This window comes from Herbaspirillum sp. CF444, from assembly GCF_000282135.1.
Lineage (GTDB): Bacteria > Pseudomonadota > Gammaproteobacteria > Burkholderiales > Burkholderiaceae_D > Herbaspirillum.
In genome coordinates this window covers 37,688-54,241 of the sequence record NZ_AKJW01000030.1, presented here as the reverse complement: position 1 = coordinate 54,241, position 16,554 = coordinate 37,688, and the positions used below count along the sequence as shown (strand labels likewise).

Annotated in this window: 17 protein-coding genes; 10 read left to right on the top strand and 7 right to left on the bottom strand. The window is 60.8% G+C overall.

All coding sequences use genetic code 11. From position 1 onward, the window contains the following. Positions 1–86 precede the first annotated feature (86 nt). Genes PMI16_RS07860 through nth form a run of 3 tightly spaced genes read left to right on the top strand, consistent with a single transcriptional unit; the run spans position 87 to position 2,858 of the window. Positions 87–1,322, top strand: coding sequence for a polyhydroxyalkanoate depolymerase (locus PMI16_RS07860; RefSeq protein WP_007878240.1), 1,236 nt, complete (start codon positions 87–89; stop codon positions 1,320–1,322). Then, positions 1,235–2,191, top strand: a complete 957-nt coding sequence (gene rsxB, locus PMI16_RS07855) for an electron transport complex subunit RsxB (protein ID WP_272942473.1) — start codon at positions 1,235–1,237, stop codon at positions 2,189–2,191. Before PMI16_RS07860 ends, rsxB begins: the two co-directional genes overlap by 88 nt. Before the next feature lie 16 nt (positions 2,192–2,207). Beyond that, positions 2,208–2,858, top strand: a complete 651-nt coding sequence (gene nth, locus PMI16_RS07850; protein ID WP_007878235.1) for an endonuclease III — start codon at positions 2,208–2,210, stop codon at positions 2,856–2,858. A 27-nt stretch (positions 2,859–2,885) separates the two neighbouring features. On the opposite strand, the gene PMI16_RS07845 is transcribed toward nth, so the two are convergent. Beyond that, a complete protein-coding gene (locus PMI16_RS07845) occupies positions 2,886–4,118 on the bottom strand; it encodes a branched-chain amino acid ABC transporter substrate-binding protein (RefSeq protein ID WP_007878227.1) in 1,233 nt (410 codons plus the stop codon). A gap of 186 nt (positions 4,119–4,304) precedes the next feature. Here PMI16_RS07845 and PMI16_RS07840 point away from each other — a divergent pair, with 186 nt between their 5' ends. Next, positions 4,305–4,727, top strand: coding sequence for a DUF1841 family protein (locus PMI16_RS07840; RefSeq protein ID WP_007878219.1), 423 nt, complete (start codon positions 4,305–4,307; stop codon positions 4,725–4,727). A gap of 128 nt (positions 4,728–4,855) precedes the next feature. Here PMI16_RS07840 and PMI16_RS07835 read toward each other — a convergent pair whose 3' ends face one another. The 3 genes from PMI16_RS07835 to PMI16_RS07825 form a co-directional block, all read right to left on the bottom strand. Further along, complete coding sequence (locus PMI16_RS07835; protein WP_007878213.1) at positions 4,856–5,209, bottom strand: c-type cytochrome; 354 nt, start codon at positions 5,207–5,209, stop codon at positions 4,856–4,858. A 12-nt stretch (positions 5,210–5,221) separates the two neighbouring features. Next, entirely contained in the window at positions 5,222–5,536 is a 315-nt protein-coding gene (locus tag PMI16_RS07830) for a c-type cytochrome (RefSeq protein WP_007878211.1), read from the bottom strand. Between the two features lie 232 nt (positions 5,537–5,768). Continuing rightward, on the bottom strand, positions 5,769–7,892 hold the full coding sequence (locus PMI16_RS07825) for a site-specific recombinase (protein WP_007878210.1): 2,124 nt from the start codon (positions 7,890–7,892) through the stop codon (positions 5,769–5,771). A gap of 178 nt (positions 7,893–8,070) precedes the next feature. On the opposite strand from PMI16_RS07825, the gene PMI16_RS07820 reads away from it, so the two are divergent. The 3 genes from PMI16_RS07820 to PMI16_RS07810 are packed head-to-tail and all read left to right on the top strand — an operon-like array spanning position 8,071 to position 10,765. Further along, entirely contained in the window at positions 8,071–8,925 is an 855-nt protein-coding gene (locus PMI16_RS07820) for an AAA family ATPase (RefSeq protein WP_007878209.1), read from the top strand. A gap of 60 nt (positions 8,926–8,985) precedes the next feature. Continuing rightward, complete coding sequence (locus tag PMI16_RS07815) at positions 8,986–9,573, top strand: GNAT family N-acetyltransferase (protein ID WP_007878208.1); 588 nt, start codon at positions 8,986–8,988, stop codon at positions 9,571–9,573. 22 nt (positions 9,574–9,595) lie between these two features. Beyond that, positions 9,596–10,765 carry a vWA domain-containing protein gene (locus tag PMI16_RS07810; protein WP_007878204.1) on the top strand — a complete coding sequence of 390 codons (1,170 nt, stop codon included), beginning with the start codon at positions 9,596–9,598 and terminating at the stop codon, positions 10,763–10,765. 4 nt (positions 10,766–10,769) lie between these two features. On the opposite strand, the gene PMI16_RS07805 is transcribed toward PMI16_RS07810, so the two are convergent. Next, positions 10,770–10,967 (bottom strand): heavy-metal-associated domain-containing protein, encoded by a 198-nt coding sequence (locus PMI16_RS07805; RefSeq protein ID WP_007878202.1) that lies wholly within the window; start codon positions 10,965–10,967, stop codon positions 10,770–10,772. A 168-nt stretch (positions 10,968–11,135) separates the two neighbouring features. Between PMI16_RS07805 and PMI16_RS07800 the strand changes: the two genes are divergently transcribed. Genes PMI16_RS07800 through PMI16_RS07790 form a run of 3 tightly spaced genes read left to right on the top strand, consistent with a single transcriptional unit; the run spans position 11,136 to position 15,053 of the window. After that, positions 11,136–13,589, top strand: a complete 2,454-nt coding sequence (locus tag PMI16_RS07800; protein WP_007878201.1) for a heavy metal translocating P-type ATPase — start codon at positions 11,136–11,138, stop codon at positions 13,587–13,589. 2 nt (positions 13,590–13,591) lie between these two features. Then, a complete protein-coding gene (gene cueR, locus PMI16_RS07795) occupies positions 13,592–14,002 on the top strand; it encodes a Cu(I)-responsive transcriptional regulator (protein WP_034379565.1) in 411 nt (136 codons plus the stop codon). Positions 14,003–14,060: 58 nt separating this feature from the next. Beyond that, the gene (locus PMI16_RS07790; protein ID WP_007878199.1) at positions 14,061–15,053 is read left to right on the top strand and encodes a Gfo/Idh/MocA family protein; all 993 of its coding nucleotides are present in this window, start codon (positions 14,061–14,063) and stop codon (positions 15,051–15,053) included. Between the two features lie 69 nt (positions 15,054–15,122). Here the strand turns inward: PMI16_RS07790 and PMI16_RS07785 are convergent, their stop codons facing one another. Both PMI16_RS07785 and cadR read right to left on the bottom strand, forming a co-directional pair. After that, a complete protein-coding gene (locus tag PMI16_RS07785) occupies positions 15,123–15,890 on the bottom strand; it encodes a DUF3658 domain-containing protein (RefSeq protein WP_007878196.1) in 768 nt (255 codons plus the stop codon). Between the two features lie 117 nt (positions 15,891–16,007). Further along, positions 16,008–16,460: a Cd(II)/Pb(II)-responsive transcriptional regulator gene (cadR, locus tag PMI16_RS07780; protein WP_007878194.1), complete on the bottom strand. Its 453-nt coding sequence runs from the start codon at positions 16,458–16,460 to the stop codon at positions 16,008–16,010. Positions 16,461–16,554 lie beyond the last annotated feature (94 nt).

Here is a 16,554-nt window from a genome sequence, read left to right as displayed (position 1 = left end):
GTCGTCTGAACGGCGCACAATGCCGTTATGGACATATCTGGATCAATATCAGCCAGCTTCATGCGTATTATGTGTAAAGGTCAGCCATGCTTTATCAACTTCATGAATTAAACCGCACCTTTCTCAATCCCCTGATGCAGTGGGCGGAAACCTCGGCAAAACTGTTCTCCGATCCTGTTTCCCCGCTCGCACATACGCCATTTGCACAACGCATCGCCGCCGGTTACGAACTGCTCTACCGCCTCGGCAAAGACTACGAAAAACCCCAATTCCAGATCGATTCGACCGAAATCAACGGCAAGACCGTCGACATCATCGAAAAAGTTGCCGAAACAAAACCATTCTGCCGTCTGATCCACTTTCGCAAGGATCTGGACGCCAAGCAACTGGCCGCGCTCAAACAACCGACCGTCCTGCTGGTCGCGCCGTTGTCCGGCCACCATTCGACGCTGCTGCGCGACACCGTGCGCGGCCTGCTGCCGAACCATGACGTCTATGTTACCGACTGGACCGACGCGCGCATGGTGCCGCTGGACAAGGGTTCCTTCCACCTGCACGACTATGTCTACTACATCCAGGACTTCATCCGCGCGCTGGGCCCGGACGTCCACGTGATCTCGGTATGCCAGCCGACCGTGCCGGTGCTGGCGGCCATTGCACTGATGGCCAGCGCCAACGATCCCAAGCTGCCCAAGAGCATGACCATGATGGGCGGCCCCATCGATGCGCGCAAATCGCCGACCGCCGTCAATGACCTGGCGACCGAAAAGCCGTTCAGCTGGTTCGAGAACACCGTCATCTACAGCGTGCCGCCGAATTACCCCGGCTTCGGCCGCAAGGTCTATCCCGGCTTCCTGCAGCACGCCGGCTTCGTCGCCATGAACCCGCGCCGCCATGCCGAAAGCCACTGGGATTTCTACATGCACCTGCGCGACGGCGACGACGAGTCGGCCGAAAGCCACCGCAAATTCTACGACGAGTACAACGCCGTGCTCGACATGCCCGCCGAGTTCTATCTGGAAACCATCAAGATCGTGTTCCAGGACTTCGACCTGCCCAAGGGCACCTGGGAAATCGAAGGCAAGACGGTGCGTCCGCAAGACATCAAGTCGGTCGCCCTGTTCACCATCGAAGGCGAACTGGACGACATCTCCGGCTCCGGCCAGACCCAGGCGGCGCAAGAGCTGTGTTCGTCGATTCCGAAATCGCGCAAGCAGCATTTCACTGCGCCGAAATGCGGTCATTACGGGATTTTCTCGGGGCGCCGCTGGCGCGAAGTCATCTGTCCGAAGATCGGCGAATTCATCAAAGCCAATTCCTGACACCGGACGACGCACACGAAAGCCTTTGCCGACTAACCGGCAAAGGCTTTTTTATTGACCGGAGGATTCCCCACGTCAGGCCGGTTTCCCGGATAATACGGCTCCAGATCCTTCGCGTCGTCCGTGACGCTTTTCATTACCTCCGCTCATTCACCGTGTCTTCTTCCGCTGTCCCGTCGCTCGCCGACCAGATCGAAAACCTGCTGCCGCAAACCCAATGCAGCAAGTGCGGCTATCCTGCCTGCCGTCCGTACGCAGAAGCCATCGCCGAAGGCAGCGCCTCCTACAATCAATGCCCGCCCGGCGGCGCCGAAGGCATCGCCCGCCTCGCCCAATTGCTGGAACGCCCGTTGTTGCCGCTCAATCCGGCCAACGGCGTCGAACGCAGCCGTACGCGCGCCGTCATCGATGAGGCCGTCTGCATCGGCTGCACGCTGTGCATCCAGGCTTGCCCGGTCGACGCCATCGTCGGCGCCGCCAAGCAGTTGCATACCGTGCTGGCCGACGCCTGCACCGGCTGCGACCTGTGCGTCGCACCCTGCCCGGTCGATTGCATCGCCATGGTCGAGGTCTCGCCCGGCAAGACAGGTTGGGACGCCTGGTCGCAGCAGCAGGCCGACACGGCGCGCGCGCAACACGATTTCCGCAGCTTGCGCCTGCGCCGCGAGAAGGAAGAAAACGACGCCCGCCTCGCGGCCAAAGCCGCCGCGAAACTGAAGGAAGTGGAATCGGCGCACGCGCTGTCGCCGCAAGAAAAAGCCGAGCAAGACCGCAAGAAAGCCATCATCCAGGCCGCCATCGAACGCGCGCGCCTGAAGAAAGAGCAAGCCGCCGCGACCGACACCAACCCATCAGCCAAGCCACACTAAATAGTCAAGTCCAGCCATGAACAGCGAAAAACGCCGCGAAATATTCACCCGCCTGCGCCAAGCCAACCCGACCCCGACCACCGAGCTGGAATACACCACGCCGTTCGAGCTGCTGATCGCCGTGCTGCTGTCGGCGCAAGCCACCGACGTCTCGGTCAACAAGGCCACGCGCAAGCTGTATCCGGTCGCCAACACGCCCGCCAAAATCTACAAACTCGGCGTGGATGAACTGATCCCGTATATCCAGACGATAGGATTGTTCCGCACCAAGGCCAAGAATGTGATCGAGACCTGCCGCATCCTGCTGGAACAGCACGGCGGCCAGGTACCGCAAACCCGCGAAGAACTGGAAGCCTTGCCCGGCGTCGGCCGCAAGACCGCCAACGTGGTATTGAATACGGCCTTCGGCCATCCCACCATTGCCGTCGACACGCATATTTTCCGCGTCTCCAACCGTACCGGCATTGCACCGGGCAAGGACGTCGATGAAGTCGAGCGCAAACTGATGAAGTTCGTCGCCCCGGAATTTTTGCAGGATGCGCATCACTGGCTGATCCTGCATGGCCGCTATACCTGCATCGCGCGCAAGCCGCAGTGCTGGAACTGCATCATCGCCGACCTGTGCGAATTCAAGCAGAAGACGCCGCTGCCGCAAAAGGGCGTCTGAGCGTTATCCACATCTCCCTGCGGCAGATTAATTCACGCTGCCGGAGATGATCTTGCGCACCACCCAGCTCTGATCCTGTACTTCGTAAATGGTAAAGGTAGGATGGTTGAGATCGCCTTCGCGGTTGAAGGAAATCATCCCTGTCATGCCCGCGAAGTGAATATCGTGCAAGGCCTCCGCCACCTTCTTCGGATCGACCGAGTTGGCCTGGCGCATGGCGGCAATCAATACCTGCGTGGCGTCGTAGGCAAACGGCGCGTACAAGTCGATATTGCTGTCGAATTTCTGCATGTAGTTCTTCTCGAAACTCTTCCAGCCCGGCATCTTGTCCATCGGCAGTCCCGGCTCCAGCACGATGCTGCCATTGCCGTCGGCGCCCGCAGCCCTCAGAAACGGCAAGCCGACGGTGCCGCTGGCGCCGATGAAGCGCGTCTGCAAATTGCGCCGCTTGATGGCGCGCGCCAATGTCGACGCCTGCATGTCCAGGCCGCCGAACAGCACCGCATCGGGCCGCAATCTGACCGCCTCCGCCAGCACCGCATTGAAGTCCGAAGTCTTGTCGCTGACCGTATGCGATCCCACGATCTGCGCCCCGTGCTCTTTGGCGCTACGACTGAATTGTTCGACGAAACCGCGCCCGAACGGCGTGCCGTCATCGACCACCAGAACACGCCTGGTTTGCAGGATTTTTACCGCATAGTCGGCGGTGTAGCTACCCGCGCTGCCGTTGTTGCCGATGGTCCGAAAGGTGGCGCGGTTGCCCTGTTGGGTATAGAGCGTGCTCATGGTGGCCGGCGATATCTGGATCACGCCGGCGGCGTTGTAGATGGGGGCGGCAGCCAGGCTGGCGGCGCTGTTCCAGTGGCCGATCACGCCGACCACGCCGGTCTTGGCGAGATAACGGGCGACGAATTCGGCAGTACGAGGATTGGTACGATCGTCCTGCTGCAGCAATTGCAGTTGCACCGGCTTGCCCTGGATCTGCAAGCCGCGCTTGTTGGCCTCGTCCACGGCCAGTTGCGCGGCATTGGCCATGCTCTTGCCGACGCCGGAAGACATGCCGCTCAGCGGTCCGGCGTAACCGATCAGCACGGTCTGCGCTTCCTTGCCGGCCTTCCCCGCTTTCTCCGCCTTTTCCGCTTTTTCCGCCTTGTCTGTCTGGAGCGAAGCAAGCGCAATGGGATTGACGGCAAAGCAAAGCGCGCAAGACGACAGCGCGAGCCGCAACAGCAATTGCCATTTGCAAAACCTGTGCTTCATGATCGGCGTCCCTTTTCGAAATGTGGCGATGTATCCTCGCCCTCTGCACGCATCTTACCGCACGACAACTTCATCGGAAATATTTCGGCGCGATGGCGTGCAGCAAGCCTTGAAAGTCGCCAGTCCGCGGCGGGAAGACTTCGGCGATAAGACGTACAATGACGCTTTTACGTCCCAGCCGCCGCAATGTTCAACCCGTCCCAGCACGATGTGCGCCGTTTCTTTTGCGAAGCCTTCCGCAAGCATCGCCAGAACCAGATCCTGACCCCGCTCGAAGCCATCGCCCGCGACTGGATCGTCCAGCACCCCGAGTACGACGACGAGCTGGCCGATGTCGAACGCGCGCTGGAAGCCGATTACCCGGTCGAACAAGGCCGGACCAATCCTTTCCTGCATCTGTCGATGCACCTCTCGATCAGTGAACAGATTTCCATCGACCAGCCGCCGGGAATCCGCAAGGCCTTCCAGGCCCTGGCCCAACGCAAGGGATCGGAGCACGAGGCGCAGCATGAAATCATGGAATGTCTGGGCGAGGTCATCTGGAACTCCCAGCGCAGCGGTCTGCCGCCCGACAGCGCCGCCTACATCGAAAGCATCCGGCGTCGCTGAGCTTGCAGTCTGCCAGTCTGCTCCCGGCAGATGACACGCAAGTGACGCTCCCATGAAAAAAGCCACGGCATGCCGTGGCTTTTTTATAGCAGGCCGGCGGCGACGTCGACTTCGCCGGCTTTTGCCTTTTACTTTTCCAGCACCAGCGAACCCGGCAGGCCGTGCAGGTAGGCGGCGATGTCCTGGATGTCCTTGTCGGTCAGCGCCTTGGCCTGGCCGGCCATGATGGCGTTGGTGCGGCCGTTCATGCCGTCATTGCCGCGGCGATAGGCGATCAGCGCATGCTGCAGGTAATCCTGATGCTGGCCGGCCAGCTTCGGATAGGAAGGGTCGATTGGCGAATTGAAATCCTTGCCGTGGCAGGAAGCGCAATTGTATTTTTCGGTCAGCAGCTTGCCCGATTCCGCATTGCCTGCGGCCATGGCGCTCAGGGACACAACAAAAGAAGCGGCGAAAACCGCCGAAGTCATGATCTTTTTCATCTCGTGCTTCCCTTATTTTTGCTGTGAGTAGTAAGCGGCCAGCTCGGCGATGTCCTTGTCGGACAAGCTGCCGGCGATACCCTGCATGGACGGATGCTTACGCTCGCCCTTTTGATAGGCTTTCAGCGCGTTCTCGATATATTTTTCGGATTGGCCGCCCAGCATGGGGACCTGATAGACCTCGGGGAAAGTCGCCTTGTAACCTGGAATACCGTGGCAGCCGATGCACATCGACACGTTGACCTTACCGGTGTTACCTGCAAGATCGACGGCCGAAGCCGCGCTGGCAACACCCGCGAAAGCGAGCAGTACGAAGAGTTTTTTCATATTGGCAGGGGTAAATAAAATCAAACTAAGGCACAAACTAAGTCGAATACGACACTGTTCGAAGCTGGTTCCACAGGTTTGGCTATACATTATTGGCTCAACCATGTCGGCTTAAGCATTCTCGCCCTTCCCCTGCGACGCCAAAAAACCGGTTGATTTTACCCCAACAGCGCCCCGAGTCAAACTGTCGGGGCGCGCCAAATTACAACATGCCTGCCGTTATTGCGGCGCCTCAACGTTCTTCTTCCGTCTCCGATTCGTTGGGAACAGGCCTGGCAGCAGCGCTCGCGGCTTTTTCAGGGAAGAAAAAACTCAGGGGAGAAGCGGTAAATCGTCGCAGCACAGCACGAAAAACCACGCGCCGTATCCGCGCCGGAATATCGCGCGCGCGCAAGGCCAAAGCCATTGCACTGGCAAACGCCACACCGACGTTAAGCACGCCGATCAGCACGATGCCGCTGACCGCCAGCCAGAACGGCGGCGTCGCCAGCACGCTCCAGCCGAGGCTTGCTGACGCCGCCACCAGCGTGCCGGTAGCCAGCGTGACGTGGCGCACGTCGAGCGGCAAGCCGAAAAACTGCGCCACCACCGGCGTCATGCCCAACAAGACGCCCAGAGAAACGTTGCCGGCAATCGTCGCCACGTGACGTTCCAGCCAGGCCGCCCAGCGCGCCGCGCGGGTCGCTCCCAACGCGTGCACCAGACGACGCTGGTGCGCCAGCGCCGCGCGCAGACGGCGCAGGGCGAACCAGTTGTCGGCAAATCCCGCCACCAGGCTGGACAGCCACAGCAGGATGCCGGTGAACGCCGCATACAAGGGCGTCGGCCCGATCAGCGACAGGTCGTGCATGGCGCCGGCGGCCTTGTCCGGGCTCATCAGCGTGGTCCCGGCCGCCAGCATGAAACCGGCCGTGATCAGCAGCATGGTCGGGATCACCCCCGTCAGATTGCCGAAGATCGCCGCCGCCTGCGAGCGCAGCAGCATCGCCGTCTCGCCCAGCAAGGCGCGCAGGCCGTCGACCGTATCGAGTTCGCCCATCTTGGCAGCCAGCGCCGGCGCCGTCACCGCCGGCTGCTTGGTCGCCAGTACGCCGCCGATGGCGGCAATGACGAGGAAACTGATCGCATAGTTGATCGAGGCAAACGCGCCTTCGAAGAAATGCGCCAGCCCCAGTTTGGCCAACGCGATCTTCATCAGCACGGTGAAGGCCGTGACCACGCCGCCCAGGCAAGCCGCCTTGAGCATCGCGCGGTAGCCCGAGCGGTCGCGCGCAATGTAATGTTCGCCATGATCGGCGCTGCGCTCGACCATCTTGCGCGCCAGCAGCGCAAAGCTGCGGCGCACCAGGCTGCGCACCGAGGAGCGGCTGTGATGCGCGGCGATCAGATCGGCCAGCAGCAGTTGCACGCGCCCGGTGCCGCCTCCCGTCCCCGGCTCTTTCCAGGTCGACGAACGCACGTCGACCAGGCGCCCCATGCGCGTGAGCTGCGCGCGCATGCGTTCGATCCGGTACACCAGGCTCACCGACACGCCGTATTCATCCAGATGCGCATAAATGCGGTCGGTCTGCGCCTGGCACACCGCGATCAGCATGCGCGCGCTACGCAAGGCACCTTCGTCGTTCGGACTGGCGCGCAAATAAGCTTCCATCTCGCGCCGCAAGGCCATGAACGGCGTCGCCTGCAACGGCATCTTCGGCTCCAGCCGCTGGCGGAACGCCGGGCTGATGCCGTCTGCCACCACCACGGTGGTCAGATAGGTCAGCGCCTCTTCGATCTGCTGCCAGTAGGCGTGAGAGATGCCATCGTCGGCGGCCAGCTTCCACAGGCGTTCCTGCTGCTCCCGATCGAGTTCAAGCAGCCATTCGGCGTCCTCCGGATCGGGGAACATGGCCGCAAACAAGGTCGGCAATTCGCTCGGCGACAAATGGCGCGGCAATATCATCTTGAAAGCGCGCTCGGTCAACTCGCTGAAAAACGCCGACTCGTGCGGCAGGCCCGTCACCGAAAACAGTTCCGGCCCGCTGGCCTCGCGCAGCGTCTTTTGCAGGCAGTTCTGCACCTGCCGGCGCACGTCGCGATGTTCGTCCAGCCAGTCAAGCATGGCGTGCACGCGCTGATGCCGGACGCGACGGCGCCCTTCCGCGTCGAGCAGCGACACTTTCGGTTGATGGCGCAGCCATTCGGCCACGTCGATCATCCAGTTGGCGCGGTCGTGCCAGACCGAATCGATGTCGGCGCGCCGCATCAGCACTTCCAGTTGCGGCGCATAGTCAACGTGGTGTTCGTAACGCGCCTGCAGACCATGGCGAAAGCGCCGCCAGATCACGCGCATCTTGAGGAAAAGAAACTTCATGCCTCACTCTGTGTATTTATGAGGGGAAAGGATTCCGGCTCGCCCTCTGGCAGGCCGGAACCTCGTAGCAACAATATATGGGGATGAAAAGCGAGAATTCAATCAAATAGCGGGGAAAATAGCTCTGAATCTTTTTACCTTATACTCGGATTTATTTTCGTCCCGATGACATCCCACCATGCGACAAGAAACTCGTTTTGAAGGTTCCGCCAGTTACGTTGCCACCGATGACCTGAAACTGGCCGTCAATGCCGCGCTGACCCTGCAACGCCCGCTGCTGATCAAAGGCGAGCCCGGCACCGGCAAGACCATGCTGGCCGAAGAAGTTGCGCAGGCGCTCAACCGTCCGTTGCTGCAATGGCATATCAAATCGACCACCAAGGCGCAGCAAGGTTTATACGAATATGACGCCGTGTCGCGCCTGCGCGATTCCCAACTCGGCGACGAGCGCGTCAAGGACATCCACAACTACATCGTCAAGGGCGTGCTGTGGCAGGCCTTCACCGCCGACGAACCGCAGGTCCTTCTGATCGACGAAATCGACAAGGCCGACATTGAATTCCCCAACGATTTGCTGCGCGAACTCGACCGTATGGAGTTCTATGTGTACGAAACGCGCGAGATGGTGTGCGCGCGCCATCGTCCGCTGGTGATCATCACCTCCAACAACGAAAAGGAATTGCCCGACGCCTTCCTGCGCCGCTGCTTCTTCCATTACATCAAGTTCCCCGACAAGGACACGATGCAGCAGATCGTCGACGTGCACTTCCCCCATCTCAAGCGCGACCTGCTGGCGCAGGCGCTGCAGACTTTCTACGAAGTGCGCGACATCCCCGGCCTGAAGAAAAAGCCGTCGACGTCGGAACTGATCGACTGGCTCAAGCTGCTGCTGGCCGAAGACATTCCGGCAGAGACCTTGCACAGCAAGGACGGCAAGGCCGCGATTCCGCCGCTGCATGGCGCCTTGCTGAAGAACGAACAGGACGTGCACCTGTTCGAACGCCTGGTGTTCATGTCGCGCAATAATCGATAGCAATCGAGAAGCAGCAGATAAATCGCCATCAACCGTCGTCGCCAACCCTGGGAGTCCGCCATGCAGTTCTTGCACCCGATCACGCTCAAAGGCCAGTACGCCACGCTGGAGCCGCTGTCGCTCGACCATCACGACGCGCTGATTGCAGCGGTATCGGACGGCAAGCTGTGGAAGCTCTGGTATACCTCGATCCCCAAGCCGGAAAACATGCGCGCCGAAATCGAACGCCGCCTGAAGCTGCAAGAGCAAGGTTCGATGCTGCCCTTCGTCACGCGGCGCCACGACACCGGCGGCTTGTGCGGCATGACGACCTACATGAACGCCGACCCGATACACCGCCGCCTCGAGATCGGTTCGACCTGGACCGCCGCCAGCGCCCAACGCACCGGCATCAACACCGAGTGCAAGCTGATGCTGCTCACACATGCGTTCGAAACGCTGCATTGCATCGCCGTGGAATTCCGCACGCACTGGCTGAACCAGCAATCGCGCGCGGCCATCCTGCGTCTCGGCGCGAAGCAGGACGGCATCCTGCGCAATCATCAGCGCGCGCCCGACGGTTCGTTGCGCGACACAGTGGTGTTCTCCATCATCGAATCCGAATGGCCGGCGATCAAACGCCATTTGCAATTCAAGCTCGGGCATTGATGCAGAGTCAATTATTTCCCCTATGCTGATCGACTTCTTTTTCACGCTCAAAGACGCACGAATCCCGGTCTCCATCAAGGAATTCCTGGTCCTGCTCGAGGCCATGCAAAAGAACGTCATCTCGCCGGCTATCGACGACTTCTACTATCTCTCGCGCATCACGCTGGTCAAGGACGAAGCCAATTACGACAAGTTCGACAAGGCCTTCGGCAGCTACTTCAAGGGCGTGGAAACCATCTTCGAAAAGAATCCGGAGATCCCGCTCGACTGGCTGATGAAACGCATGCAGCGCGAACTCACGCCGGAGCAAAAAGCGGCGCTGGAAAAGTTCGGCTACGACAAGCTGATGGACCGCCTCAAGGAATTGCTCAAGGAACAGCACGAGCGTCACGAAGGCGGCAACAAGTGGATCGGCACCGGCGGCAGTTCGCCGTTCGGCAACAGCGGTTACAACCCGGAAGGCATCCGCATCGGCGGCGAGAGCCGGAATCGCAGCGCGGTCAAGGTGTGGGACGAACGGACCTACAAGGATTACGACAGCGAGCGCGAGCTCGGCACGCGCAACATCAAGGTGGCGCTGCGCCGCCTGCGCAAATTCGCGCGCGACGGCGCCGAGGAAGAACTGGCGCTCGACGACACCATCCGCGCCACGGCCAACAACGCCGGCTACCTCGACATCAAGATGCAACCGGAACGCCGCAACAACATCAAGGTGATGATGCTGTTCGACGTCGGCGGCTCGATGGACGACCACATCGCGCGCACCGAAGAATTATTCTCCGCCGCCAAGACGGAATTCAAGAACATGGAGTTCTTTTACTTCCACAACTGCGTCTACGACTACGTGTGGAAAAACAATCGCCGCCGCCATGCCGAGCGCTTTCCGACCTGGGACCTGCTGCACAAATACTCGCCGGACACCAAGCTGATCTTCGTCGGCGACGCCACCATGAGTCCTTACGAAATCGTCCAGCCCGGCGGCTCGGTGGAATACAACAACCCTGAAGCCGGCGCCGTCTGGCTGCAGCGCTTCACCAGCACCTTCGCCAACTTCGCCTGGCTCAATCCTGAACCGGAAGGCTTGTGGCAGTATCGGCAATCGATTTCCATCATCCAGCAGTTGATGAGCCAGCGCATGTTTCCGCTGACCATTGACGGACTGGAACGGGCGATGCGGCTGCTGAGCAAGTAGCCGATCAGGCGGCTACAGGCGTATAACCCGCTTCCTTTATCGCTTCCGCAAATTCCGCAGCCGCCATGTCGCTGTCGATGTTGACGCGCTTTTCGGCGACCTGAACGTCAACTCTGGCGTTGGCGTCCACTTCTTTCACGGCGCGCGTGATGGCGCTTGCGCAATGGTTGCAGGTCATGTCCTGAACGTCGAATGTCGGCATGGTGAAGCTCCTTTTCTGAGTTGATGATGGTGATAACGTCAGCTTAAACCTTCCCACACGGGCAAGGTCAAGCACGCATTTTCAACAATCATGTCACAATAAGCCTTGACCTTACCATGATGGGAAGGATCATGCTGAGTCCATGATCACACCGTCACTGAGAGCATCATGTCCACTTCTATCGCTTCACTCCGCCTGCAGGAACTGACCCTCGCCGTCGAAGGCATGACCTGCGCCTCCTGCGTCGGCCGTGTGGAAAAAGCCCTGCGCGCTGTGCCCTCGGTGCGCGATGTCAGCGTCAATCTGGCGACCGAGCTTGCCACCGTCCAGGTCGATCCGGGCGTGCATGCCGATCAACTGATCGCCGCCGTCCACAAGGCCGGCTATGACGTCAAACAAGAAGAAATCACGCTCGACATCGCCGGCATGAGCTGCGCCTCTTGCGTCGGTCGCGTCGAAAAAGCGCTTAATAAAATCCCCGGCGTCAGCGACGTCTCCGTCAACCTCGCCAGCGAAAAAGCGACGCTGACCACCACCAGCGCGGTGCCCGTGGATACCTTGATTGCCGCCGTCGAACGTGCCGGCTACAACGCCGCATTGCCGGCCATCGCACAGAAGGAACCGACCCGCCCTGCTTTGCCCGCATGGTGGCCGGTCGCGGTTGCCGCCGCACTGACCGTGCCCTTGATGCTGCCGATGCTGTTGATGCCCTTCGGCATCGCATGGCAATTGCCCGGCATCTGGCAATTGTTGCTGGCGACGCCGGTGCAGTTCTGGCTGGGGGCGCGCTTCTATCGCGCCGGCTGGCGCGCCGTCAAGGCGCACACCGGCAACATGGACTTGCTGGTCGCGCTCGGCACCAGCGCCGCTTACGGCTTGTCGCTGTATCAGTTGTGCAATCAATTGATGAACACGCACAGCGGTCACGATGCGCCCCATTTCTACTTCGAAGCGTCGGCTGCCGTCATCACGCTGGTGCTGCTCGGCAAATGGCTGGAAACCCGCGCCAAGCGCCAGACCGCCGACGCCATCCGCGCACTCAACGCGCTGCGTCCCGAGCAGGCGACGGTACGGCGCGACGGCGTCGACAGCGAAGTTGCGCTGTCGTCCATCCGCATCGGCGACCTGGTCGTCGTGCGTCCCGGTGAACGCGTGGCGGTTGACGGCGTCGTGCAGCAAGGTCTCAGCCATCTCGATGAATCCATGCTCACCGGCGAAAGCCTGCCCATGGAAAAACAGCCCGGCGACAAGGTCACCGCCGGCGCCATCAACGGCGACGGCTTGCTGCTGATAGAGACCAGCGCCATCGGCGCCGAGACGGTTCTGGCGCGCATCATCCGCATGGTCGAACATGCGCAGGCCGCCAAGGCGCCGATACAGCGCCTGGTCGATCAGGTCAGCGCGGTGTTCGTTCCCGTGGTGCTGGTGCTGGCGCTGCTGACGCTGATAGTCTGGGGCCTCATCGGCGGCGACTGGGAACAGGCGCTGCTCAACGCCGTGGCGGTACTCGTGATCGCCTGCCCTTGCGCGCTCGGCCTGGCCACGCCGACGGCGATCATGGCCGGCACCGGCGTGGCGGCGCGCTACGGCATTCTGATCAAGGATGCGGAAGCACTTGAAATCGCCCATCGCATCGATGCGGTCGCCTTCGACAAGACCGGCACGCTGACCGAGGGCAAGCCGGTGCTGGCTGCGCTGCATGCCGTCGACCACGATGACGACAAACTGCTTGGCATCGCTGCAACCTTGCAACGCCACAGCGAACACCCGCTCGCGCATGCCGTCATGGATGCGGCCAGCAATAAAGCACCGGCTTCGATCAAGGCCGGCGACAGCAAGGCGGTGCCCGGACGCGGTACACAAGCACTGATCGGTGGTCGCCTGACCTGTCTCGGCAGCGCGCGCTGGATGCAGGAGCTCGGAGCGGCGCCCGACAGCCAACCGGAACTCAATACGATTGCCAAGGAATTGGAGCAGCAAGGCCGCACGATCTCGTGGCTGGCGCAGGAAGATAGCGATCATGGCGTCAGGCTGCTCGGCCTGCTGGCCTTTGGCGACACCATCAAGAACAGCGCGCAATCAGCCATCGAGCGCCTGCACCAGTTGCACATCCGCACCGTCATGCTGAGCGGCGACAATCACGGCGCTGCCGCGCATGTAGCGGCAGAACTGGGCCTCGACGATTTTCGCGCCAACGTTCTGCCGGCCGACAAGGCGCAAGCCATTGCCGATCTACGCAAAGCAGACCAAGGCGGCCGATGCATCGCCATGGTCGGCGACGGCATCAACGACGCACCGGCGCTGGCCGCCGCCGACGTCGGCATCGCCATGTCCACCGGCACCGACGTCGCCATGCAGGCTGCCGGCATCACGCTCATGCGCGGCGATCCGGCGCTGGTGGCCGACGCCATCGACATCTCGCGACGCACTTATAGCAAAATCCGCCAGAACCTGTTCTGGGCCTTCATCTACAACATCGTCGGCATTCCGCTGGCAGCGTTCGGATTGTTGAACCCCATGATCGCCGGCGCGGCGATGGCGATATCGAGCGTGAGCGTGGTCGGCAACGCCTTGCTGCTGAAACGTTGGCGACCACGCGACGATAAAGGAGAACAAGCATGAGCATGAACATCGGCGACGCCGCACAAGCTTCCGGCGTGTCGGCAAAGATGATCCGCCACTACGAAGACATCGGCCTGGTGCCCAAGGCCGCGCGCACCGATGCCGGTTACCGCATTTACGGCGAGCGCGACGTGCATCTGCTGCGCTTCATCCGCCAAGGCCGCGTATTGGGATTTTCAATGAAGCAGATCGCCGACCTGATGGGATTGTGGCTGGACCAGTCGCGTCCGAGCCGCAAGGTCAAGCAGTTGGCGAACGAACACATCGCCGAACTGGACAACAAGATCCGCGAACTGCAGGCGATGAGGTCGACGCTGCAGCAGCTCGCGCACGATTGTCACGGCGACAACCGTCCGGACTGTCCGATACTCGATGCGCTCGGCGCGGAGCTTCCCGGCGCGCACGCGACGTGATGTAATACAGGGCCGACCAGTACCATCACCCGTGGTCGCACAACAAGAGCCGATCATCATGACAACAAGCGATCTTCCCGAAACAATCCGCTGGGGCATCATCGGTTGCGGTGCCGTGACGGAACGCAAGAGCGGTCCGGCCTATCAGAAGACGCCAGGCTTCGCGCTGCATGCCGTCATGCGCCGCGATGCCGGCCAGGCCGCCGACTACGCCCGACGCCATGGCGTGGCGAAACACTACAGCGACGCCGACGCCCTGATCGCCGATCCCGACGTCGATGCCGTCTACATCGCCACGCCACCCGACACCCACTTGCATTACGCGCTCAAGGTGGCGGCGGCCAACAAACCCTGCTGCATCGAAAAACCGATGGCGCCGAGCTACGACGATTGCCTGACGATCTGCGCGGCCTTCGAAGAACGCGACCTGCCGCTGTTCGTCGCCTATTACCGGCGCACGCTGCCGCGCTTTGAGCAGATCAGGAGCTGGCTCCACGAAGGCAAGATAGGCAGCCCACGCCACATCAACTGGCAATTCAGCCGCACGCCCTCGCCGGCCGATCTGGGCCGCGCCGACAACTGGCGCACCGATGCGGCAATTGCGCCGGGCGGCTACTTCGACGACCTGGCCAGTCACGGACTGAATCTGTTCGCACATTATTTCGGCGACATGCTGGAAGCCTCCGGCTGCAGCACCAATCAACAGGGGCTGTATTCCGCCAAGGATGCGGTGAGCGCAAGCTGGCTGCATGCCTCCGGCGTGACCGGCGGCGGCAGCTGGAATTTCGGCAGCTTCGAGCGCGTCGACCATGTCGACATCATCGGCAGCGAAGGAAAAATCACTTTCTCGGTGTTCGAAGACGCGCCGCTGGTGCTGACCAATGCCGGCGGCACGCAACGACTGGACATCGCCCATCCGGAAAACATCCAGCTCCATCATGTCCGCAAAATGCACGAACATCTGCGCGGGGCCGGCAAGCATCCGTCGAGCGGACGCGCGGCGGCGCATACCAGTTGGGCGATGGACAGCATACTGGGCAATCTTTCTTAAGAACCTGAACAAGACATTTCATGCCAAAGCGGCTCGCGGTGTTATCTCGCGAGCCGCTTTTGTCACCGTCTATCGTTTCACCCGTCGGCGAACACGATATTTCCTCATGGCGGCGCGATCTCCATCGACGTCAAGTATTCCGGCGTCGATCAGATATTGCAAACGAGAGTTCAGAAAGAAATCACCCAGCATATTGCGCGGATCCGATCGCGCCATCGCCGCCCCCACAACCGTCGAAGCGGTTTGCCATTGATATGGGCAGCAGGCCAGCAAGAGGTCGTCATGCACGTCCATGTCACGAAAATGCAAATGTCCGGCGCCATCGCATTCGCGCAGCATCTCGGGTCGGGCAGCGATGTCCGAGAATTCCTGCGCCCATGCCTGGCGTTGCGCCGTAGAGATCGCCTCGGCATTGGCGACAAACTCCTTCAGCCGTTCCGGCGGCCAGACAGCAGTCGAATGTAGTCCCTCCGGCCCATGCGCAGGAACGCCGACAGCAAACAGGGGATGTCCTGCCTCGGCCAGCCTGTGACATGCCATGCGCAAGAAAACATATTCAGCGCCGCTTGCGCTATGCCAGACATGCACCGGGCATCCCGGCTCCCGAGCAAGGACCGACTGCAGTTCACGCCAGGGTACGAAACAATTCGATGCGGACTCCCTGTATTCATCGTCATAACCGCGCCCGATGTCGCGCCAGAAAGCATCTCTCATCCTCTCATCGCCGAGCGGACCCAGGCTATAGTCATCCATTGCACAAAATACCTGCACATGCGGAAAAGCCATGCGCATTGATCCGCCTGTGCCGGCGGGGCTAACCAAATGAAATGCTGTCACGAAAATCCTTTGTCGGCGGCATGAAAAAACATCCCTGCAGCATTCATACGCCGTCAGGAACGCTGTTAGAAATAGCCCAGCCGATGGAGTTCGTCGAAAAAAATGGGGAAACGCCGCTTAATGACAGCCGCTACCGTGACTGCCCAGATTCACCGGCTTGCTGTCGTCGCCCATGTTGGCGAGTCCCTGCAGAATGCCGCAATCCTTGACGGCCTGCGCACTGTCGCATTGCGCGCGCAGGCTCTTCAATTGCGTCTGCAATTTCTTCAGCTCGCTGATGCGTTGGGCGACGTGGCCGATGTGCTTGTCGAGCAAGGCGTCGACTTCGCCGCAGTTGTCTTCCGGCGCATCGCGGAATTGCAACAGGCTGCGCACTTCGTCGAGCGTCATGTCGAGCGAACGGCAGTGGCGGATGAATTGCAGGCGCTCGACGTGACTGTCGCCGTACAGGCGGTAATTGCCCTGCGAACGCGTCGGTTCCGGTAGCAAAGCTTCCCGCTCGTAATAGCGGATGGTTTCCACCGGACAATCGGTGCGCGCCGCCAGTTCGCCTATCTTCAAGGTATCCATGCCTGCTCCTGCCAAAAAATAATGAAACCCGCCTGCAAGCAGGGTCATTAAAGGCTTGACCCTGTAGCTGGTTCAGGGTTTTAAATATACAGCA